This window comes from Aeromonas simiae (genome assembly GCF_000820125.1).
In the GTDB taxonomy this organism is placed as follows: domain Bacteria; phylum Pseudomonadota; class Gammaproteobacteria; order Enterobacterales; family Aeromonadaceae; genus Aeromonas; species Aeromonas simiae.
In genome coordinates, this window is record NZ_CDBY01000093.1 from 34,725 (window position 1) to 55,877 (window position 21,153).

The window sequence follows — 21,153 nt, forward strand, 5'->3', positions numbered from 1 at the left end:
GGTGAGCCTAAGATTTCACCACCCTCCCACTCCATGGAGATATAACGTTCATTACAATGTCCTCGGTCATACATAGACCGATCACTTCAACAGCGGCATCAGCGCCTGGCGATGACTAGTGAAAGTATTCGCGCTGGTAGATGACGCGATCACTGCCACGGCTATGACCGAAGATGGCGACCCCTTCCAGCGTGTCAGGGTCGGCCAGCCAGAGCGGTTGATCCGGCTGCTGCGATAAATCGACCCGATAGGGGACCCGCAGCGGCTGGTTTGGCTCCTCAAGATGCAGCCGGCTCACCCCTGCCACCACCCGGCTGGAGGGCATGCCGGGGGCATTTTGTCCCAGTCCGACAGTCAGACTGCCGCCCGCAAACCGCAGCGTCTGCGGCGCCTGATAAGATTGCTCCGGGTCGATAAACTCATAGCCGCTCAACGCCAGGCGGGTGCAGTCGTCCAGCTCGTTGACCAGCCACTCGCCATGGTAGAACTCCAGCGCTTGCTTCAAGGCCAATGGCTCGCTGTCGACCCCCTGCTCGGTGGCCACCTTGAGGCGGCCATAACGCATATCCTGCACCCCGAGCAGGCGGGCGTTGCAGTTGCCCTGCGCCGCACAATCCCCGCTCTGCGCCGCATTCATATCCGGCAGGGCGATAAGGCTGCGCTGGCCATCATGGTCATCGACCAGCAGCCCGACCGCCAACTGGGAGAGGGGGTTCTCCGGCTGGGCACCGCGCTCAAAGCGCACATGGGGAGAGTCCGCCTCGAGCCGGGTCACCCCTGCCGTCCAGGTGGGGGAGACCAGCATGGCAAGCCGCTCGGAACGCGCCACCCCATCCAGGGCATTGGCCGCCACCATGCGCACCTCACCTTTTGCAAAGTCGCCGCGATAGTTGAGGGTGGTGTTCTGCTTGTGATTGCGGGCCGACACCTCATAGGTGGCGAAGAAAGGCTGCCCCATGTAGGTGAAGCTATGGCAAACCGGGGTAATGGAGCCATTGCTCAAGGCAAAGTCCAGCGGAACGAAGCGGCCGATGGGCTCGCTCTTGGCCGCCGGTATGGTGTAACCGAAATAGCCGAGCGCAGGCGGCGTCACCGTCATGCGCAGCACCCCGACCTCATCGACCGACTGGTTGATGGTGTTGAGGCTGGCGCTGGCGCTCTGGTGATCGTAATGGGTGACTCCCACGGCTCCGTTCACCCCATCGGCCGGGGCCACCACTTCACTGCCCAGCGCCATCCCCGGCAAGACGAAGTTCGGGGTGGTGCCATTGCCACTACAGAGATCGGCATCATGATCCGACTCCCATGCCATCCCCTGCACGCTTAGGGAGAAGGTTTCCCCCGTCTTGCGAAACACGGGGCAACTTGCATCCCCGGCAGGGCAATTACCCTCGTTGGCACGCAGGCAGAGCCCCACCGGGCGGGAGACAAACTGATCCGCCCCCGTCATCACCAACCCGGCGCTCTCCCCACTGCCCTCGTGGCGGGCATTGAGCTGCATCTTGCCCGCATCCGGGTAGTTGACCGTCAGGGTCACCTCCCCTTGGGCATCGAAGGCCAGCTCAGTGGGGGCGGCCGCCCCCTGGCTAGTGGCGACGGCACGGCCATTGACCGTCACCTTGCTGCCAAATGTATTGCCATTCGGGTCTATGTAGTCGCTCCAGAAGCTGACGGGCTTGCTCACATTGGCAAAGCCCGGCACACACTGCTGGCTCACATCATCTTTCTTCACCGCCTTCATCAGCACCTGTTGCGGCTTGTTGGCCACGGTGTCTTGCACATCAAACACGAAGCCGCTGTCGGCAAAGCTCAGGTCGCAAGCGGCAAGGCTGGGGGTGCCACCGGCGGCCCGGCACAGGGTGGCGGACTCGGCGTGCAGAGTAGAGCTGGCCACCCCTATGGTCAGCACGCCGGGCTGGTTGCCGCGCAAGGAGGCCAGCGCCGTCCCTGCGGACAAAGCAACATCGCCCCCACCACTCCATGCGCCGTTAGAGGCCGGGGTGACCGACAGCTGCGCGCCAATAGGCTCGGTCACCAGCGTCGTACACGCCGGGTCGGCGCAGGCGCGGATCGTGACGGACTCGGGATTGCAGGTCAGGCCAGCCCCCGAATGATCCAGCTCGAAGTGATGCAGGCTCACCCCTTCCGGCTGGCAGACGCCGGGCCAGTCACCGCTAAAAGGCACATGAATGATCTTGCTGCCCCAGCCTGACATGCTCACGTTAACTGCCGACACGGCACCGGTCAGCACCGCCTGCCCGCTCATGTCCAGGTTGCCCGTTTTCACATAGAGCATGGCGTTGAGCTTGGCGTTGCCACTCAGGGTCGCCTTGCCAAAGCCATACATCAGCAAGCGATTGGCCGCCCCCCCAGCGTTGACACTCATCTGCTCGCGCAGGGCAATGTCCCCGTTCACATAGACCCGGGCAGGGCTCTTCTCATCCACCAGCACACTCAAGTTGCCGTTGCTGATGTTGAGCTTGTTAATCCAGTGCTCCCCACCAGAGAGAGAGAGCGTCACCGGATGCGTGCCACTGAGGCTGAGCTGATTCAGATAGTGCGCCAGCACGTAACCGTTCACTTCGGCTCCATCCTGCATGGTCATGCTTTGGTAGAGCTTGAGCTGCAAGTGAGCAGGCGCTCCCCCGCTGGCATCGATCCCGGATTGGTTCGCCATGCTCAAGGCATAGATATCCAGCTGGGCCGTGGCGGCATTGCCATCATCGACGAAAGCGATCCGGCTATTGTTTTGCATCGTCAGGGTACGAATCGCCCACTGGCCGTTGGCCAGGGTGATCTCACTTTGCGCCCCCAGCGTCAGGCTGCTCAACGAATGGGGTTGAAAGCGGGCCGCCACCAGCTGATCGGCCTTGTTCACCGTCACCCCCAGGGTGTCATGGACGGTAATCGCCAAGTTGGAGAGGGTCGCCCCCTCACTGAGGGTGACACGGTTGGCGTGCAGCATGCCCGTCCCCAGCAGCTTGCTCGAGTCTTGCATGGTCAGGGTCTTGACGAACACGTTGGCACCATTGAAGTCCAACGTTGCCCCGCCAGCGAGAGAGAGGGTCTGGAAGTAGTAATTCTTGCCGCTCACCAGCGTGGCCTGACAGCTCCAGCCAGACCAGTTCCCGGAGCCATAGTTGCCGGGATTGAGCTTCACCACGCCGTTACAGGCCACATCACTGCCGCTGCTGTAGCTGGGAAAATCTTGAGTAGCGGCCGGGAAATCATTGGGGTCTGTCTTGAAGGTCAACGAAGCCAGCGGGGTGGCCAGCGCCCCGGTGATCCCGCAATCGGATTGCCAGGTGCCGTTCACATACTGGCCCCCTGCGCTCCCCTCTTGGGTCGAACAGCCTGACATGCCACCAAAAGAGCCGCTCAGAAACGGGTAGTCGGCAGGCTGAGTCGCCCCGACGATCAAGGCGCCATCGGTCATGGTGAGCCGACCGGGTGCGGCATGGCTTTGCACCGGATAGTCAAAGGTGGCATTGCACATGCCCGCCCCATGGGCAGGAGCCACGATGGCTGCGGCCACCAGCAGCGCTATGCCAGGAGGAATAAAAGCCACTCGCTCTCTCTTTGATGCAGTTGCACGCATGGGTCAGTCACTGTCAAACGCTTCGGCCGTGACACTGCGGCTGACGGCAAAGTCGGGGCTCGCCCCGCCGCCTTCATCGCCACACTCCCCGGTTCCAATCAGTCGCCATCCCTTGAGGGTGCGACCATTGTGCTCTGCGGTGATGACGTCGCAGCTCAGGCGGGCCCGGCAATCGACCAGCCCAGCAGCATCGCTTGGCAGGGTCAACGTCAGCGGCTCGCATACCTGCCCTTGCCAATGCCCATTGGGATAAAGACGATAGAGTCCGGTTTCCAGCGCCCCTTGCGCCGCCATCAGGGCCCGCAGGCCACGGACTTCGACCGTGTACTTTTCACTGCTGTCCCCCAGCAGCCGCCCCAGTGCAGCCGCCAGCCCCCCCATCACAACAATGACGAAAAGGGCGATCATCAGGGCACTACCACGCGCACGTTTAGGGCACATTCCACACCGCCATCTTGTGATCCAATGAGAGCTGCTCATCATGCTGCTCCAGCTCCAAGCGCAGCCCTACTTCATCATCCACGCCGAACGCCTGCGGGTCCCGGTAGAAATAACCGGCCGCCACCGAGCCGGCCATGGGCTGGCCCGCGACGCTCGTCCCCAACACTGTGGGGGTGAGATCGCCGATCTCTTCGCGCCGTAACATGCCCCCTTGCAGGCAGTAGCGCACCTGGGAGCCGGCGAAGAAGACCCGCCGGGCCGGAGAGTCCGACCCGAACCGGTCGTTAACTTGCAGCGAGAGGGCACCGGAAACGCTCTCCTCCAGCTTAGTGACGGCACTGACACAACGGCCGCTGGCGCAGCCATCCCACAATGAACGGCCATCTTCAGGCACGGGGTAGACGATGGCCCACTCCCCCTTAACGGGCATGCTCTCTTCGGCGCCGGGCGCCACCATGGTCAAGCGCAGCGCACTTTCCCCTGCAATCTCTTGATTGATGCTCAGGTAACGCCCGGCCGCGGCGATAGGCCAAAAGCGCAGACAAGCCCCCCGCTCAACGGCAGCGCCATCGACATCTTCGATACGCACCGAGCCGGGAACGGCATCGCGCACCTCGCGATTGAGCCGCTCGAGGGAGAAGCGGATATCACTCATCAACTGCTCGCGCACGCTGGCATCACTGTAGATGCGCGTCCCCAGCCCGATAAACTGGCTGCTAAAGGTCGCCAGCACCCCGAGCAGCAGGATCACCATGACCAATTCAACCAGGGTAAAACCGCGGCGCCCCATCAGTAATTTCCTCGAAACGCGGTAAAGGCGAGCTCTTCACCACTCGGCAGTTGCACCGTCAAATCCACTCGCTTGCCGATAGAGCAGGGGTCGGTACAGGTCTGATCCAACCGGCCGGCGCTCAAGTCAACGCCGCTCACCTTGATCTTCACCGCAAAATGGCGATAGTCGCCCTCTTGAGCACCGCTGCCACTTTGCTGCACCAGCTCATTGGCCGGCATCCATTTACCACCGGTATCGAAGTCATCCACATCGTTGTAGAGATAGGGAGCGCTCTCACCGCTGTCGGTGTCCGGCCCGTATTCATTGGCTAGGGTGCAGGGGGCATAGGTCGTCCCCTCGACCGTCTCGCCGCAGCGATAGCGGGCACTGTTATGATCCGAGTTCTGATCGAACGACTTCTGGGTCGCCTCAGCCAGGATGCGCTGGGCCAGCTGGGCGGCGCGCAGCTGCTGCACCGGGTCGATGGCTTGCGGGGCCAACGCCACCAGCAGACTCAGGATGCCACTCAAGGCGATGGACAACAGCACCATGCCCACCACCATCTCGATCAGGGTGAACCCCCGCTTAGGGCTGCGCATGGATATATCCTTCCGATTCGATACGTATCTGGCGCAGCTCGCCGCCACTGCTCACCTGCAACTGGCAGCCAGCCTGGCAGGGGGCGCTGGCCGGGCGGCCATGGTCACGGTCAAAACGCAACGAGAAGGTAGATTTGCCTTCTAGGGTGACCGTCGCGGCTAATGCCAGCATTGAGCCCTGACGGTGTGTCTCATCCCAGCCGGCCATCGGGCCGGGCTCACTGTCACAGGCTCCGCTGAGCAGGCCCAACTGGCCCGGTTCAACGCGCAACCAGGTACAGCGCCGGGGAGGCTCATTCATGTTGATGGTTTGCAGCAACCGTAACCGGCCCACCACTTCATCACTGGTGGTACGGATTTCCGTGCCGCCTGTGCCCAGCCAGTTGGGCGCGGCATAGGCGGCCAGAATCCCGATGATCAGGATCACCAGCACCAATTCCATCAAGGTAAAACCGTGTGAACGTCTCTGCATAGGAGAAAAAGGGGAGGCAAGCCTCCCCCCTCTGAATTACTTACACTCAAACACGGTCACTTCCGGAGCAGTGCCGGAGCTGGCCGGTTCGGCATAGCTCACATAGCAGTTCTTATCCTTGATCGCCGTGGCAGCAGAAACACCGTTCGGGAAGATGCCTACGGCGTCGCCGTCAGCACCAAAAGTCCAGTCCTTGTCGCTCAAGCTAACAACCTTTTGCAGCTCTTGCGCATCAGCCTTCGGATAACCGTATACGGTCGCAACGGTGCTGTCGGCCAGCTTGACCGAGCCATCGACATTCTTTTCCTGACCCGCGATCACTGCTTTGCTGTAGACCATGGCGGCAGCCGAGTTCAGGGAACCTTCAACCCCCTTCAGGGTGGCGGTGCGAGCATCGTCTTGCAGGTTCAGGAACTTAGGCGCGGCGGTCACAGCCAGGATACCCAGGATGATGATCACAATGACCAGTTCGATCAGGGTGAAACCCGATTGCTTCTTCATGAAAAATACCTCTGTTAGTTGATGTTGGTAGTGACCTGACCTGAAGCCGGTCGATAGCTAAAACTCATAAACGCATCGGTGCGTCCCTGAGGATCCTGGTAATGGCCGTCGCTGCCCTTGGCAAGGCTATTCACCAGATAGTAACGGCACACCGAGTCAATCCCGCTGGTTTGCGCCGTTACATAATACTTGAGATCATTGCCACTGCCGCTGACCTCACCGAAGGTGGCGGTCGCCTTGGGGGGGTTTTGCAGCAAACCATCCCAAATTTTGAGGCAGCGAGCGGCAGTCAGACTGCCCGGGTCCACATTCACCACACTATCACCTGCCGTATCCATCGGATAACCCGGCGACATCAGACCATCTTCGATCTGCTCTTTGGTGGGGGTGGTCAGGTAGAAGCGGGTGCCGTCATAGAGCACGGTGTTGTGCTCCAGCTGCTTGCTGCGACCTTCCGCCTCCCATTGGGCGCGCACCAGCATCACCCCAGTGGCGAAACCGCCCGAGACCCCCTCGACACTGGCCTTCTTCGCCTCCTCGGTGACATCGAGAAAACGCGGCAGGGCCGTGGCCGCCAAAATACCGAGGATCACTATGACGATCACCAGTTCGATCAGGGAAAAACCCGTCATCTTGCTCTTCATTACTCCCTCCTCAGCGGGGCCTAACATTTTGCCTAACATTGCTTGAATCGTGCTTGAATCATGCTGTTGATGCAGCTCAGCGACTCACCTCTTCCAATGCCTTCATGGCACCATCTTGCCAGCGGTAGAGCCATCGCCACTCTCGTAGCTGCAACTCGCATCCATCGCGCTCGAGCCTGGCTTGCACACGGATCGGCTCACCGTCCAGCGCTTCGCGCCCAATCAGCGCTTGCCACAGCGCACCACAATCTTCCGAAGGTCCCCGCACCTGCTCGACAGCCATCGGCCATCCCTGAGGGGTGAACACCCATAATTTTTCCTCGCGCCAGAGCTGGGTGGGGTGATTGCTCAATACCCATTCACCGTGCAGCCGCTGCAAGCGCTCGCCAAACTGGCTCACCAGACTCGCCATCGCACTGTGCTGGGCCAGCTTGCGCTGCTCCAGATGACCACCGACCAGGAAACTGGCGATCGTCACCATGGTGACCAAGGCGATGATCAGGCGATAACCCGACAACCAGGGGCGATCTTGCTCGTCCTGCCAGCTCATCGTCGGCTCCTTACTGACCGCGCACGACTTTCATCATGTCCCACATGGGCGTGAAGATACCGAGCGCCAGCACCAGCACCATGACTGCCACTATGCCGATGAGAATCGGTTCAATGCGGGCGGTCAGGCTCTTGAGGTCGTAATCCACCTCTCGCTCGTAATAGAGCGCAACCTCGAGCATCAGCTCATCGACCTGCCCCGTCTCTTCACCCACCGCCACCATCTGTAGCACCAGCGGGGTAAAGAGCTGGCTTTGGGTTGCGGTGCGCAGCAGGCTATCGCCGCGCTCGACGCCGGCACGCATCTCACGGATCCGCGCCGCCATCCAGGCGTTGTCCACCGCATCGGCCACCAGACTCAATGCCGCGTTGAGCGGCACCCCGGAGCGCAGCATCATGGAGAAGCTCCGGGCAAAGCGCGCCAACAGCGAGCGATCGATGATGCTGCCCACGATCGGTAGCCGCAGCTGCCAGTGATGCCATGCCAACTCACCGCGCTGGGTCGAGGTCCAGCTGCGCCAACTGACGATGGCCGCCACCAGCCCCAGCAGTAACAGCCACCAGTAGTGCACAAAGAAATGCGAGGTGGCGAGCAGGATCCGGGTGGCCAAGGGCAACTCGACGCCAAATTTGGAGAACATGCCGGCGAAGGTCGGGATCACGAAAATATTGAGGATCACCATGGCGATCCCGATCGCGATGAAGACAAACATCGGGTAACGCATCGCCGTCTTGATGCGCTTGCGGGTCTCCAGCTCCAACTCGAAGTAGTTGGCCAGCTGCAAGAAGGAGTCTTCCAGTTGACCGGTATTCTCGCCCACGTGAATGATCGCCACGAAGAGGGAGCCAAAGACCTTGGGATGCCCCTGCATCGCCGCCGAAAGCGGCTTACCGTTGCTGAGATCTTCGCCTAACTGCAACAAGGCCCGTTTGAGCGGCTTGCTATGGGCAGACTCGGCCAGCCCCGACATGGCACGCAAAATGGGGATGCCGGCCCGGGTCAGCGCATACATCTGACGGGTGAACATCACCAGCTCTTCCAGGGTGACCTGGCGCTCGAACAAGAGCGCGAACTGATGCTCTGCGCCGGGGGCTTTCACGCTGCCAATATTCGTTGGCATGATGCCGCGTTGCAGCAACAGCTCGGCGACCGCCGTTTCATTGGCCGCCTCGATAGTGCCTTCAGCCGCCTTGCCCTGTGCGTCGCGCCCTTTGTAGCGAAAGTAGGCCATCGCTTATCCCACATCCTCGGCCAGTTTGAGCACCTCATCGAGGGAGGTGAGCCCCTCACGGGCATAATCCAGAGCCATCAGCGCCAACGGCTGATAATGCTCATGTTGGCGCGCGGCACGGGCAAAACCTTCCGCATCATCACGACGCAGGGCATCCATCATCGGCTGATCCATCTCGAGCAGCTCATAGACCCCGATCCGGCCGCGATAGCCGGTGAAGTTACAGCTCTGGCAGCCACGCCCCTTGCGGTACTGGTGGCTCCCCGGCACTTCATGGCAGCGGCTCTGTAACCAGCTGGCCTGGATAGCGTCGGGCTCGGCGGGCTCATGGCAATGCTCGCACAGGCGGCGCACCAGCCGCTGCGCGACCACAGCACGCAGCGCACTCGCCACCAGATAGCCCGGCGCCCCCATGTCGATGAGACGCAGCGCACTGGTGATGGCATCGTTGGTGTGCAAGGTGGTCAGTACCAGGTGACCGGTCAAGGCGCCACGCAACCCGATCTCCACCGTCTCGCTATCACGCATCTCCCCCACCAGCAGGATGTCAGGGTCCTGACGCAGGGTGGTACGCAGCACGTTCGAGAAGGTGAGGCCGATCTTGGTGTTCACCTGCACCTGGCTTATCCGCGGCAAACGGTACTCCACCGGATCTTCGACCGTGATGATCTTATTGCTCGGCAAGTTGATCTCGGAGAGCGCCCCATACAGAGTGGTGGTCTTACCGCTACCGGTCGGGCCGGTGACCAAAATCATGCCGTGCGGGCGATGCAACAGGTTACGAAAACGCTTGAGCAGCACAGGGGGCATCCCGGTCTCGTCGAGAGAGAGCAGGCCACCGGACTGATTGAGCAGACGCATCACGACCGACTCGCCATACTGCACCGGCATGGTGGAGAGACGCACATCCACATCGCGCCCCCGCACCTTCATGGCAAAACGTCCATCCTGGGGCAGACGCTTCTCGGAAATATCGAGGCCCGCCACCAGTTTGAGGCGCAGCACCAGCGCCGGCGCGATGCGCACCTCGCTCAGTACGTTCTCATGCAGCACCCCATCGATCCGCTGACGGATGCGCAGCACCTTCTCGTCCGGTTCGATATGGATATCGGAGGCCCCGACCTGCACCGCGTCCTCAAACAAGGAGCGCAGCAGCTTGGCAACGGTCGCCTCATTCTCACCACCGCCCGCGTCCAGGGTCGCACTGCCCAGTTCAAAGTCGGTATCCTGATACTCCTCGTGCAGCTGCACGGCGAAGTTCTCGATCTCTTTGGTGCGCCGATAGAGGCGATCGAAATAGTCGAGCAGTTGCCCCTCACGGGCCACCGCCAACGACATCTGCTTCGGTGCCAGTAGATCGGCCACCGCATCGAGCGCGCTCAGATCGGCCGGATCCGACATGGCCACCGTGGCCACATCGCCGCTCAGGTTCACCACCAGCGCCCGGTAACGGCGCGCCTGAACCTCAGGCAGCAGTTGTACCGCCTTGGCATCGATGGTGAGCGTGTTGAGATCGAAGAAGGGCACTTCCAACTGGCGCGCCAGGAAGGTGAGCAGTTGCACCTCACTGATGAAGCCGAGTTCAATCAGGGTCGCGCCCAGTTTGCGGCCCGTCTGCCGCTGCTGTTGCAACGCAAGCTGCAGTTGATCGTCGGTGATGCTCTGCTCTTGAACCAGCAGATCACCAAGCCGCATCTTGAGTCTTGGTTGTGCCATCGGTGCCTTACTCCGTTATCCGTTTAACCATGTGGAGACAGCGCAGCTATGCGCTGTGCCAGCCAGTTATTACTCGCCTCACCGAGGCCACCATGCAGTTGCGCGTTGCGATAGGCTTCCAGCGCCTGTGCCGTATTGCCAAGCGTCTCCTCAGCAATGCCAAGGCCGAGCCACCAGCGCCCTTCGTCGGGCCGCTGATGCAACAAATCCAAATAGAGCTGACGCGCCTCAGCGGTATGCCCGGCATCCTGCGCCAATGCAGCCCAGGTCGCGTAATAATCCAAATTTTGCGCTATCGATGGCCGAGCGCCGGCCAGCCAATCGAGCGCCTGCAGTGGTTGCTGCTGAGCAATCGCCATCCGCGCCAGCAGCAGACGAAAATCGGCTTGCGCAGGATGAACCCGCAGTCCCTCAAGCAGCGATTTTTGCGCCTCTTCGTAACGCTCCTGGCCATAGAGCAGGGCCGCCAACTGCTTGCGCGCCTCGACATGATCGGGCTGCTCACTCAGCAAGTCGCCATACTGACGCTCCGCCTCTTGCAGATCGCCGCGGGCCAGTGCCGTGGCGGCGCGCCGCTCGGCCAATTCACTGCGCTGCGCGGCCGAGAGCTCTACCGGCTGAATAGACAATTGATTCTTCGGCTTCACCTTTTTTGTGGCCGGCGTTGGCGGCACCATCTCTGCCGCCAGTGCATCTTCTTCCTGACGCTCCGGCTGTAGCGCAGCATCCAGGCGAGCGTAGTAGTGCTCGGGGTCCTCACCGGGCGGCACGACCACTTCATCTTCCACCTTCTCGTCAGCAGGCTCGCTCTGACTCTGGGTGGCCGCAGGCTCGGCCTGCGTTTTCGATGATGCCGCCTCGGCTTGCCGACGCTCATCAGGCACCGGCAGGGCCACCAGCGCATCGACGCTCTCTGCCTGCTCGCTCGGCGGCGTTGGCGCCGGGGCCGTCACCACCGACGCAGACTGAATGCTCTTGCCATGTTGCCAATAGCCCCAGCTACGCCACCCCAAGAGGGCGAGGGCGCCCAGGCAGGTCAAACTGATCAACAGCCACAACCACAGAGGCTGACGGGCGGGAGGCTGATAGCGGGCCGTGGCCCCCGGTCCTCCCTGGCGCGCATCCAGATCCTTGAGCATCTGATTGATCACGCTCATCGCATCACTCCCCATATCAGTAGGGCCATCAACAACACGCCCAGCAGCCACCCCGTCCAATGCGGGAGATAACTCGCATCTTCGGTATCGCGAACAGCACGGCAGACACAGGCCAGATCGATACGGCGCTGGCCCTTGCCATAAGCCAGCATCAGGCTTTTATGCGAGAGAATATTAATCAGGCGAGGGATGCCGCGGGCCGAACGCCACAGCACGCGCAATGCGCTGCGCGTGAACAGCGGGGCACCGCGATAGCCGGACACATCGAGGCGATAGCCAATGTAGGCGCCCGCCTCATCGCATTTGAGTGAGCGCAACCGGTAGGAAAACGCGATGCGCTGCCGCAATTGCCGCAGGCTGTCACTCTGCAGGCGGGTATCCAGCTCGGGCTGCCCCAGCAGCACCACCTGCAATAACTTGGTCGACTCTGTCTCTAGATTTCCGAAGAGCCGGATCGCCTCCAGCGTCTCATCCGGCAGCGCCTGCGCCTCATCGATCAGCACGACCACCCGGGTGCCGCGCTCATTCAGTGCCACCAGATGACGATGCAGCCGGTCATTGAGATCCACGCTATCCCCCTCGACGCTGAGGCCCAGCTCATGGGCCAAGGCCAGCTTCAGCTCGCGGGGGGATAAATGCGGATTGGGGATCCAGGCGCAGGGCTGCTGAGCGATACACAACTCCCACAGCAACATGCGGCAGAGCAGCGTCTTGCCGGTGCCCACTTCCCCGGTGACCTTGATAAACCCTTCACCTTGTGCCAGAGCCCAGTGCAGCACTTCCCGGGCCTCCTCATGAGGAGGCAGCCCGTAATAGAAGTCGGTGTTTGGGGTCAACCCAAACGGCGGCTCATGTAACCCAAAGTGCTCAAGGTACATATCAGCGCTCTGGGTACCACTTATCGAGCAGATCGCTGGAGCGCTGCAACTCACGCTGCCAGGTGTCCCCTTCGACCACAGTGGGTTTGAGCATGATCACCAGTTCAATCTTCTGGTTTTTCTCGTTGCGGTTGGTGAACGCCTCACCCAGCCAGGGGATGTCGCCCAGCAAGGGCACCTTGCTCACCATCTCCTGCTTGTAGGTCTTCATCAGGCCACCGATGACCACGATGTCGCCGTTGTTGGCCTGCACCACGGTATCCGATTCACGGATCGAGCTGCGCGCCAGCGGCAACTCGAGCGTGCCGCCCGAGGTCCCCATATCGATGGTCTTCTTCTGCTCTTCGGTATCGATCACCGAGGGGTGAATGTGCAGCAATACCCGGCCCTGCTCATCGATCTGCGGGGTCACGTCGAGGGCGATCCCGGAAAAGAAGGGGGTCAGCTCCACGTTCGGGGTACGATCCGATACGCCGGATGCACTGGTGGTGATCGTGGTCGAGGCGTTGGTGACGAAGTACTCGTCAGAACCCACCTTGATCACCGCCTTCTGATTGTTCGTCGCGGTCACGCGCGGGCTGGAGAGCGTATTGACGTCACCCTGCGTCTTGAGCAGGTTGACCGCCACATTGAAGTTACCGTCGGAGATCTTGAAACCCGCACCGCCCCCCAGGGCAGAGAAGATGGTGTTACCGCTGCCGACGATGCTGTTAGCAAATGAACCCCCATTGGTGATCCCCTTGCCACCATCCCAACTGGCGGACAGACCGCTCCAGTCGACACCCTGCTCATAGCCCTCGTTGAGCGAGACCTCCAGGATGCGCGCTTCCAGAATTACCTGGCGCTTGAGATGCTGTTCAGACTGGTTCAGAAACTCGCGCACGGCCTTCAGCTCGCCCGGATAAGCCCGGATCGTCACCAGACCAGCCTGCGGACTGGTGATGACAGCGCGGCCATCGCCATTGCCCACCAGCGATTGCAGCGATTCACGCAGATCCCGCCAGAAATTCGACTCGTTGTCGGTCTCAATCTGGGTGCCGTTAGAGCCGCTGCTGTTGCTACTACTGCTACTGCTGTTGTTGTTATTGTTTCCGCTCAGGCCGTTGCCATTGCTAAAACCACTGTTGCCATTGTTGTTGTCGGAGTTGGTCACGCCCCCGGTTGACACCGTGGTGCGCGAAAGGCCGCGCCGGGAGAGCATCAGGTAGTTGACGGGCAGGGTCTCGGTGCGCAATCCGGCCGGATAGACGTGGAAGACATTGCCACGGCGCTGGATATCAAAGCCGTACATATCCGCCACCGTGTTGAGCACCTCGGGCAGGGTGACATCCTTGAGATCCAGGGTCACCAGACCGCTGACCCCAGGGTGCACCGCCACGCTGTAGCGCGAGCCTTTGAACAGGGAGCCAAAGAAGTCACCGGCCTCCACCTCTTGGGCCGCGATACGGATCCGCCGCTCCGGCATCGCCGACGGGGTAAACTCGGGCTTTGGCATGGCCAGCAGCTCACTGTGTACCGCGCTCGGCAAGTTCAGCGGTGCCGGGGTCGCCTGCTGGGCCTCCCGCAGCACCTCTTTGGCCTCTTTCGGTTCGGGATGGCGATAGCTGGTACAACCGGCCGACGCCATGGCTAGAAAAAGAAGACCGTATTGAAATGATTTCATCGATTGTCCATCCACAAACCGTTGTTTCGGACGGGCCAACATGGCCCGTCAGCGAAGAATTTTGTCCGCAAAGAGGGTGAGCGTGACCCTCTCCTGCCCCTTGTCCAGCACCACGCGATCGCTGCTGATGCCTGCGACGCGCCAGCCGGCGACCTGCTCGCCATGGCGGTAGCCTTTGCCACTGAGCACAGCGATGGCGGGGCCATTGCCCAGAATGATGCTCTGCAGCTTCGGCATGCCGGCCACGGCAACTTGCTGCGTGTCACCTTGCAGCTGGCCGCCCGCAAGCGGTGTTGTCGGGTCTTTTAGTGGCGTCATCACAGCCAGCATTCCCAGTAAAGTCAGCATGTTAGCCACGGATAAACTCCTTGCTGCTGCTCAGGGTGTAGACCGACAGCGACACCTTGGCGTGCGGCCACTCCTCCACCTGATAGTCAAACTGGTGCCAATAGAAATGGCGCGGAAGCTGCTCCAGACCGCGCAGGTACTGGTAGACATCGCTATAGCCACCAATCAGCTGCATCCGGATTTCATGGCGGTAGAGATTGACCCCTTGCTCCCCAGGTAACAGGGCGACCGGCGCCACACTCTTCATGTCCACCATGGTCAGGCGCTTGCCTTGGGCCAGCAGCGCATGCAATGCGTTGGGCATCTCTTCAGCCGCGATCAGATCGACGGTCTGCGCCTTCAAGCGGCTGTCAAAGCGCTGTAACTGCGCCTCAACAGCCTTAAGCTGATCACGCACATCACTGTCAGGGTCACGCAAGAGCCGCTGCTGCCGCCCTTCCACCTCTAAGTGCGCGATATCGATGTCGCGCTGTACGCTGGCCAGTCGCTGTTGATCGCCCTGGAGACGTTGCTGTAGCGGTTGCAGCCAGAAATGGCCAAACAACCAGCCGATGATCAGCAGGCCAACCCCCAGCAACAACATGCGCTCACGCATGGAGAGCTGGATGACCCGTTCACTCAACTGGTTCCAGCGTGCTTGCAGTTGGTTCATTGCGCCTTCTCCTGCGGGGTGCCTCTCAATTCAAAAAGCAATCGCCCCTCTTTATTGCGGCTGAGCGCCAGCTCGGAGAACTGCTTGCCGGAGAGGGTGTGGGTCTGTTTAAAGCGATCGACCCAGGCCGGAACCTCCTGGCTGCTCTGGGTCTCCCCTGCCAGACTGATCCGCTCCTGTTCAACCTGGATCCGCTCCAGCGATAGCTGGGGGCTCATGATCTGCGCCAAATCGGCGAGGAGATCCGCATAGCTTTGCACCCGCTCAGGGGTCAGCTGATCGAGGCGTTGCAGCATCAGCTGCATGCCATCCGCCCGCAGCTGCTTCTCTTTTAACGAGGCCACCAAGGCTGGCGAGGGTTGGTGCTTGGCCAGTTGAGCTTCAAGACGGCTCGCCTCGGCTTTCACCACGGTCAACTGCCCTTGCAACTGAGCCAGTTGCCGGCTCTGACGCTGGTGCTGCCAATGGCTGTAGAGCCCATAGCTGAGCAGCAGCAGGCTGACCAGCCCCCATGCCAGCAGGATCTGGGACAGCGATCCCCACTGCCGGCGCGGCCGGAACTCCTGGGTATAGAGGTTAAGACGGCTCTTCATGACGGCTCCCCCTGTAGCAGTGCGAAGGGAGAGAGATAGTCCATGCCATTGAGAATGGCCTTGTTGGCCATGGCCGAGACGTTAAAACCAAAGGTCTGATCGAGGCGCTGCACCAGCTCACCCAACGCCGGTGAGATCAGTGCCAGCTGCAAGCTACCGCACTCGGGTAACTTCAGTTGCCCCTGCAAGTAGTCGAGGGAACGCTGGATCTCGAGGGCCAGCGAGTCGATGTCCTCATTGACAGAGCCGGCGGTGGCAAGGTGTTTGAAACCGCGCAGGGCACGTGAAAAACAGAGCGCCCCCTGACGGAACACCAATAAATGCAGCTCATGACCGGCAGGCTGCCACAGCAGCAAACGGGGGGTGTCATCGACCGGGAATAACTGGGCCAATGCCAGCTCTTCGGTGGTGATGCTCTCAAGCTCAGCCACTGCATTGACGGCATCGACAATGGACTGGATACGCGCCCGAGGGGCGGTGACCACATTGATACGGGCCTGGCTGGAGGGCGGAGTCGGCAGATCGACGTAATCCATCACCAGTTGTCCCAGCGGCTCGCTGACAAAATCTTTGATCGCCCACGGCAGAGCGCCGGCCAGCTCACTGGCAGGAACCTGCGGTTTATCGATCTGAATCTGTTGATAAAGCCCACTGGCCAGAGCAACGCACACCCGACGTCGCTCTAAATGATGCAGAGTGAACAGTTCGTCCAGCGCACCTCGCCACCCTTGCGGTCCGTTAACCGGCCGGGAAGCAAAGCAGGGAGTAGTGTCATTACTGGTCAGCCAGATATGGTCCTGACCGAACAAAACACCCACTCTGCCAGAGAGGGCTTTTCGGTGAAAAAGTGTGCGTATCGCGGGCTCGACTACCTATTGATATTATCATCACCAAAAAATGGGCGAGTTTTATACCATAAAAATCTGAGATGATGAATTTTTTATATATTTTAATGGCATTAAAAAGTGTAACAAAACCTACAGGCCTATTCCTACGGCCTAGCGCAACCTTTTCTTACCTTCTCACGACCAAAACCACTTTTACCCTCTGTTTTAACCACGGCAACGTTAAAATCAGATCTCAACAAGATGGCCTACCCCATCAAAACACACTCAGACGCCATCGATACCTGGAGTAGACACCGAGCCACACCACCCTGTGTTCATTGCTATCCCAGCCAACCCCCGGCCCACCTTGGCGGCAGCCGATTTCAACTGTGATGTGATCAGCTACGCCATTGTATGCACCGAGAGCCGATCAGCGGCGAGCCCCACCCGGAGTCAACGCCTCAGATGGGGAACACAGCTCGGGTTTGTCGAGCGTCAAATCCATCGACACCAGATTGACCGGCCCGACAGGCGAGAAAGGGGAGCAGATTGCGCTCGAGGAAGGGAGGGGGTGCGACAAGAAGAGGCCGTGCGATGCAGCCCACAGGCTGGGAAAGTTCTGTTAGCGGCTCGCAGCAAAGCCGCGTGGTAACGACCAGGCCGGTTTTTTAGCCCAGTAAGGAGCCAGGGCTACGCCATTCAGCGGTGGCCAAAAAAGCCCATTTGACACCAAGCACAGCGGCGAGGCGATATGAAAGAGGCGGCGCCGGCGGCCGGCCCGCTCTCATGGGGCAATCATCTCGTAGGATGAGGGGGCATCAGAGATCGGGGAGCGCGCTTCGCAGTGGCGCCGGCTCGGCAAACCACTGACCTTGACCCGCATGCACGCCAAGGTGACGCAGGCAGTGCCACTCCTCACCACTCTCGACGCCGACGGCGATGACCCTGGCCTGGGTGTTGGCACAGCCACCGATCAGGCTGCGTACCGCCATCTGATTCACCTGACGCAGGTGGATATCGCGCACCAGGCTGGTGTGCAGCTTGAGGAAGCTGATGTCGAACTCCTTGATGTACTGGGTACTCACCACATCCTGCCCGGCATGGGTCACCGTCAGCCGGCACCCCAGCATGCGCAGAGAGCGCAGCGGTTTTCTCAGCGCCTCGAAATAGCGGGTGATGTGTGCCTCGGAGAGCTCGATGATGAGGTGTTCGTTCTTGCTGCGCGGCAGCTGGAACAGAGAGAAGAAGAGCCAGCGCTGGAAATCGCGGTGCAGCAGGCTCTGAGCGCAGAGGTTGACGCTGATCGGCGGCGCGTCAGCAGGGCGGGATTGCAGCAGGGCCAGCACCCGGGTGGCGAGCAGACGATCGAGCGGCAGCAGCATGCCCGCCTTCTCCGCCATCGGCATAAAGACGCCGGCCAGCAGCTCGCGCCCCTGCTCGTCGTCGATGCGAGTCTGCAACTCCTCTTGCAAGATCAGCTGACCCGGCTCCTGCATCACCGGCTGGCAGTAAAGATGAATGGCCCGCTCATCGATGCGTCGGGTCAGCAGGGTGCGCCAGCGCACTGTCCCCTTGCTGGTCTCCTCCTCGTCGGCGATCGCCTTCTCGAACAGGAACCAGCCGCTGTCCCCTTGCAGCCGGGCGCTCTTGAGGGCGAGCTCCCCCTCCTCCTGCACCTGGGCCAGGGTATCATCCGGCCGGTAGCAGACCGCACCGATGTGGATGGCGTTCTCCCCGGACACCCCAGCGGGCCAGTGCAGCCGGTGCAGGTTTTTGAGGATCTGATCCGCCCCGTCCACCAACTCGGCCTCGGCCATGTTCGGCAGCAAAATGGCCAGCACATGGGCCGCATAGCGAGCCTGTAGCGCGCCGGCAAACTTGCGCACGAAGGGGGCAAGGGCGATGCTCGCCTCCTGCAGCACCTCATCGATCTGCGGATCATCCGATTCCAGCGCCTCGAGGCCGCTCAGCTCAACCAGCAGCAAACCACCGGCCATGGCCGAGGCATCGCGGATGGCGCTCTCCAGCCGGTTGTCAAAGAAGATGCGGTTGCCGGTGCCGGTGACCTTGTCGACGAAGGCGTTGCTGCGGATGAAGTTATCGAAGCGGCTGCGCTCCTTACGCGCATCGGCCAATTCGGCCAGCAGTTGATCGAATGCCTGGCTGGCACTGGCCGGCCACTCCTCGCTCGTGTCGTGATTGAGCTTGTTCAAGCGGCCGGCGAGGATCAGCTCGGCCCTGTGGTTGAGCAACTCGGCCCCGCGCAGCTGCAAACGTAACCAGCGAATAGAGAACCACAGGCCGAACACCACGATGAAGATCCCGAGCGAAATGCCCGACATCGCCTCGATGGAGTATTCAAACTCCTTGAAGGGACGCTCCAGCCTGAGTCTGGCCTCCATGCCGGGATGCTGGGGCAGCGCATAACGGTAATCGATGAGCGGATCGTCGAGCTCGCGCGCCACCAGATCCTGGAAACGATAGAGGCTCGCCTCCCCTTGCGTCACCTCCAGGCTGACCACATGGGCCGAGCGCAGCAAGGTCGGCATCCACTGCGCCATCTCCTGGGTGTCATGCTGCACCGAGAGCTGTCGGTCGAGCACCTCAACCAGCGCCTGTACCTTTTTCTCCTGCAGCTCGAACCCGAGCTGGCGGAAACTAAAGACGCCACCGAGCAACACCATGGCCATGGCGGTGATGACGCACAGGGTGATGAAAGAGACGAGTTGGGTAGTGAGCTTCATCCTTGAATCCAAAAGAGAGGGCCATGGCCTGGGCGCATACTATCACGAGCCCGATGCGAAGGTCTGCGCCCCGACTCCGGCTTCACGCCAACAGCAGATAAAAAGACGGCGCCATAAAAGGCGCCGCAACAACAGGAGTGAGGAAGATCGACACGCAAGGGAGCACACCACATGTCAATGGAGCCATCTTCCCACTATGCCCCTGAAACAGAGCTGAGAAAAATATTCACCTTCCGTTCACGGTTTTTTGGCAGGAGAATTGCTAATAAAACGGGATGGGTCAGCAGATCAGATAGACATACAGCACCGAACCGCATAGCAGCATGCTGACCATGACCACGGGATAAACGATGTAGCTATCACTCGAGCAGCGCGCCCGCCGCAACACCAGCCTGCATAGCAACAGGTTGTAGCCAATCAGGAGGGCCGTCACCACCATGCTGCGTAGCAGCGGCAAGGTAGGGACATAGTGATAGTAAAGCCAGAGCAAGCCAAAGTTAGCCAAGATCAGGTACAGCAGAAATTTCTGCAGATAGGGAGGCTTCTTCCTGGTGGGCTTGCTGTGCGTCATACAGACCTACTCCGGGGCATCTCACTTAAGTACAGCGACAACTACGCGACAAAACTGTTGCCCCGCCATAGCCGGAGAATGTTCTACTTGCCACGCCTATTGCTCCTTCTCTTCGTTCTGCTACCGCTTAGCTGCTCAGCCTTGGCCGAGGTGGCCTGGCGGATGCCCAGAGCGGCAGCTCCACTTCCACCGGAAGTGACCGCCGAGCTGCAATACCTGCTGCGCCAGAAAGCACACATAGAGCGAACACTGGCCCGCGCTCGCCCCATGATCCGGCTCATCCGCACCGAGCTGCGACAACGTCAGCTACCGGAGTGGTTGCTGTTAGTCCCCCTGGTGGAGAGCAGTTATCGGTTGGATGTGATTTCCCATGCCGGGGCGGCAGGCCCCTGGCAACTGATGCCCATGACGGCGGATCGCTTCGGGGTACCTGTCACTCCCCATTTCGATGGACGCTATTCACTGCCTCTGGCAACCGGCGCCGCGCTCAACTATTTCCACTGGTTGCACGGCTATTTTTCGGAGTGGCCATTGGCATTGGCGGCGTACAACGCCGGGGAGGGAAGGGTCATGAAGGCGATTCAACGCAGTGGACACCGTCAGGTCTACCGACTTCCACTTCCGCAAGAGACACGCCACTACGTGGCGCGCATTGAAGCGCTGGGAGAATTACTGAGCCATCCGGAACGGTACGGCATCGCCCCCCCTGATTTAGGGGGGGGAGAAGAGCTGAGAGTGGCCAATCCCAAACACTGCTCTTTGCAGCGCTGGGGGGAAGAGATGCACCTTGATAGCGATGCCCTGCTCACCCTCAACCCGGCATGGCGCAGCAGTCAAGGAAGAGTGCCTTCCCCTCCCTGCCCCATCCTGTATAGCAATGCCCCCTCAGTGCAGAGGGAGGGCAAACAAAAGATAAAAGTGGTCTTCCCCGTCTCACTGGAAAGCCTGCATGACCCGCTGCAATTAGGCACCGCGCGCGGGCTGGATATGGACAGTCAGGGCCCTCTACTGGACTCTCCTTCCGTCAAAGATCCATTGCGGCTTCATACTCAGCCAGCACCCCTCTGGAGATGAAGTGATCCCGCCACTTACGCAACAACGGACGCAGGTTGACCTCATCCGGTTCACGCCAGGAACAGCCGACGAAGCACAGCGTGGTGTTGATGTAGCGGCGGTGCTGTCAATCAGCATCGAAA

General features: G+C 60.6%; 20 protein-coding genes. 1 reads left to right on the forward strand and 19 read right to left on the reverse strand.

The window, feature by feature from the left end; translation table 11 throughout:
* Positions 1-115: 115 nt before the first annotated feature.
* From BN1134_RS18995 to BN1134_RS18325, 19 genes are all read right to left on the reverse strand, one after another.
* A complete protein-coding gene (locus BN1134_RS18995) occupies positions 116-3,568 on the reverse strand; it encodes a DUF6701 domain-containing protein (protein ID WP_052449540.1) in 3,453 nt (1,150 codons plus the stop codon).
* A 33-nt stretch (positions 3,569-3,601) separates the two neighbouring features.
* Positions 3,602-4,039, reverse strand: a complete 438-nt coding sequence (locus BN1134_RS18240; RefSeq protein ID WP_042048940.1) for a hypothetical protein — start codon at positions 4,037-4,039, stop codon at positions 3,602-3,604.
* Complete coding sequence (locus BN1134_RS18245) at positions 4,029-4,829, reverse strand: PilW family protein (protein WP_052449541.1); 801 nt, start codon at positions 4,827-4,829, stop codon at positions 4,029-4,031. Before BN1134_RS18245 ends, BN1134_RS18240 begins: the two co-directional genes overlap by 11 nt.
* A complete protein-coding gene (locus BN1134_RS18250; protein ID WP_042048941.1) occupies positions 4,829-5,410 on the reverse strand; it encodes a type IV pilus modification PilV family protein in 582 nt (193 codons plus the stop codon). Before BN1134_RS18250 ends, BN1134_RS18245 begins: the two co-directional genes overlap by 1 nt.
* Positions 5,397-5,852 carry a pilus assembly FimT family protein gene (locus BN1134_RS18255; protein ID WP_269746982.1) on the reverse strand — a complete coding sequence of 152 codons (456 nt, stop codon included), beginning with the start codon at positions 5,850-5,852 and terminating at the stop codon, positions 5,397-5,399. Before BN1134_RS18255 ends, BN1134_RS18250 begins: the two co-directional genes overlap by 14 nt.
* Before the next feature lie 66 nt (positions 5,853-5,918).
* Complete coding sequence (locus BN1134_RS18260) at positions 5,919-6,383, reverse strand: prepilin-type N-terminal cleavage/methylation domain-containing protein (RefSeq protein ID WP_042048943.1); 465 nt, start codon at positions 6,381-6,383, stop codon at positions 5,919-5,921.
* A gap of 14 nt (positions 6,384-6,397) precedes the next feature.
* On the reverse strand, positions 6,398-7,027 hold the full coding sequence (locus BN1134_RS18265; RefSeq protein ID WP_269746983.1) for a pilin: 630 nt from the start codon (positions 7,025-7,027) through the stop codon (positions 6,398-6,400).
* A gap of 76 nt (positions 7,028-7,103) precedes the next feature.
* Positions 7,104-7,577 carry a hypothetical protein gene (locus BN1134_RS18270; RefSeq protein ID WP_042048947.1) on the reverse strand — a complete coding sequence of 158 codons (474 nt, stop codon included), beginning with the start codon at positions 7,575-7,577 and terminating at the stop codon, positions 7,104-7,106.
* A 10-nt stretch (positions 7,578-7,587) separates the two neighbouring features.
* Positions 7,588-8,808 (reverse strand): type II secretion system F family protein, encoded by a 1,221-nt coding sequence (locus BN1134_RS18275; protein WP_042048949.1) that lies wholly within the window; start codon positions 8,806-8,808, stop codon positions 7,588-7,590.
* 3 nt (positions 8,809-8,811) lie between these two features.
* Positions 8,812-10,524, reverse strand: coding sequence for an MSHA fimbrial ATPase MshE (locus BN1134_RS18280; RefSeq protein ID WP_042048950.1), 1,713 nt, complete (start codon positions 10,522-10,524; stop codon positions 8,812-8,814).
* Positions 10,525-10,547: 23 nt separating this feature from the next.
* Positions 10,548-11,681 carry a tetratricopeptide repeat protein gene (locus BN1134_RS18285; RefSeq protein WP_042048951.1) on the reverse strand — a complete coding sequence of 378 codons (1,134 nt, stop codon included), beginning with the start codon at positions 11,679-11,681 and terminating at the stop codon, positions 10,548-10,550.
* Complete coding sequence (locus BN1134_RS18290) at positions 11,678-12,559, reverse strand: ExeA family protein (RefSeq protein ID WP_042048953.1); 882 nt, start codon at positions 12,557-12,559, stop codon at positions 11,678-11,680. Before BN1134_RS18290 ends, BN1134_RS18285 begins: the two co-directional genes overlap by 4 nt.
* A gap of 1 nt (position 12,560) precedes the next feature.
* Entirely contained in the window at positions 12,561-14,222 is a 1,662-nt protein-coding gene (mshL, locus tag BN1134_RS18295) for a pilus (MSHA type) biogenesis protein MshL (RefSeq protein ID WP_042048955.1), read from the reverse strand.
* Positions 14,223-14,270: 48 nt separating this feature from the next.
* Entirely contained in the window at positions 14,271-14,570 is a 300-nt protein-coding gene (locus BN1134_RS18300; RefSeq protein ID WP_042048966.1) for a SctD/MshK family protein, read from the reverse strand.
* A gap of 1 nt (position 14,571) precedes the next feature.
* Positions 14,572-15,222, reverse strand: coding sequence for an MSHA biogenesis protein MshJ (locus BN1134_RS18305; RefSeq protein ID WP_042048957.1), 651 nt, complete (start codon positions 15,220-15,222; stop codon positions 14,572-14,574).
* Positions 15,219-15,815 carry a PilN domain-containing protein gene (locus BN1134_RS18310; RefSeq protein ID WP_042048958.1) on the reverse strand — a complete coding sequence of 199 codons (597 nt, stop codon included), beginning with the start codon at positions 15,813-15,815 and terminating at the stop codon, positions 15,219-15,221. The genes BN1134_RS18305 and BN1134_RS18310 overlap by 4 nt, the downstream gene beginning before the upstream one ends.
* Complete coding sequence (locus BN1134_RS18315) at positions 15,812-16,672, reverse strand: hypothetical protein (RefSeq protein WP_042048959.1); 861 nt, start codon at positions 16,670-16,672, stop codon at positions 15,812-15,814. The genes BN1134_RS18310 and BN1134_RS18315 overlap by 4 nt, the downstream gene beginning before the upstream one ends.
* A 788-nt stretch (positions 16,673-17,460) precedes the next feature.
* On the reverse strand, positions 17,461-19,386 hold the full coding sequence (locus BN1134_RS18320; RefSeq protein WP_042048960.1) for an EAL domain-containing protein: 1,926 nt from the start codon (positions 19,384-19,386) through the stop codon (positions 17,461-17,463).
* A 280-nt stretch (positions 19,387-19,666) separates the two neighbouring features.
* Positions 19,667-19,957 carry a hypothetical protein gene (locus BN1134_RS18325; RefSeq protein ID WP_042048962.1) on the reverse strand — a complete coding sequence of 97 codons (291 nt, stop codon included), beginning with the start codon at positions 19,955-19,957 and terminating at the stop codon, positions 19,667-19,669.
* Between the two features lie 162 nt (positions 19,958-20,119).
* Here BN1134_RS18325 and BN1134_RS18330 point away from each other — a divergent pair, with 162 nt between their 5' ends.
* Positions 20,120-21,031 (forward strand): lytic transglycosylase domain-containing protein, encoded by a 912-nt coding sequence (locus BN1134_RS18330; RefSeq protein WP_232300679.1) that lies wholly within the window; start codon positions 20,120-20,122, stop codon positions 21,029-21,031.
* The last annotated feature ends 122 nt before the right edge of the window (positions 21,032-21,153 follow it).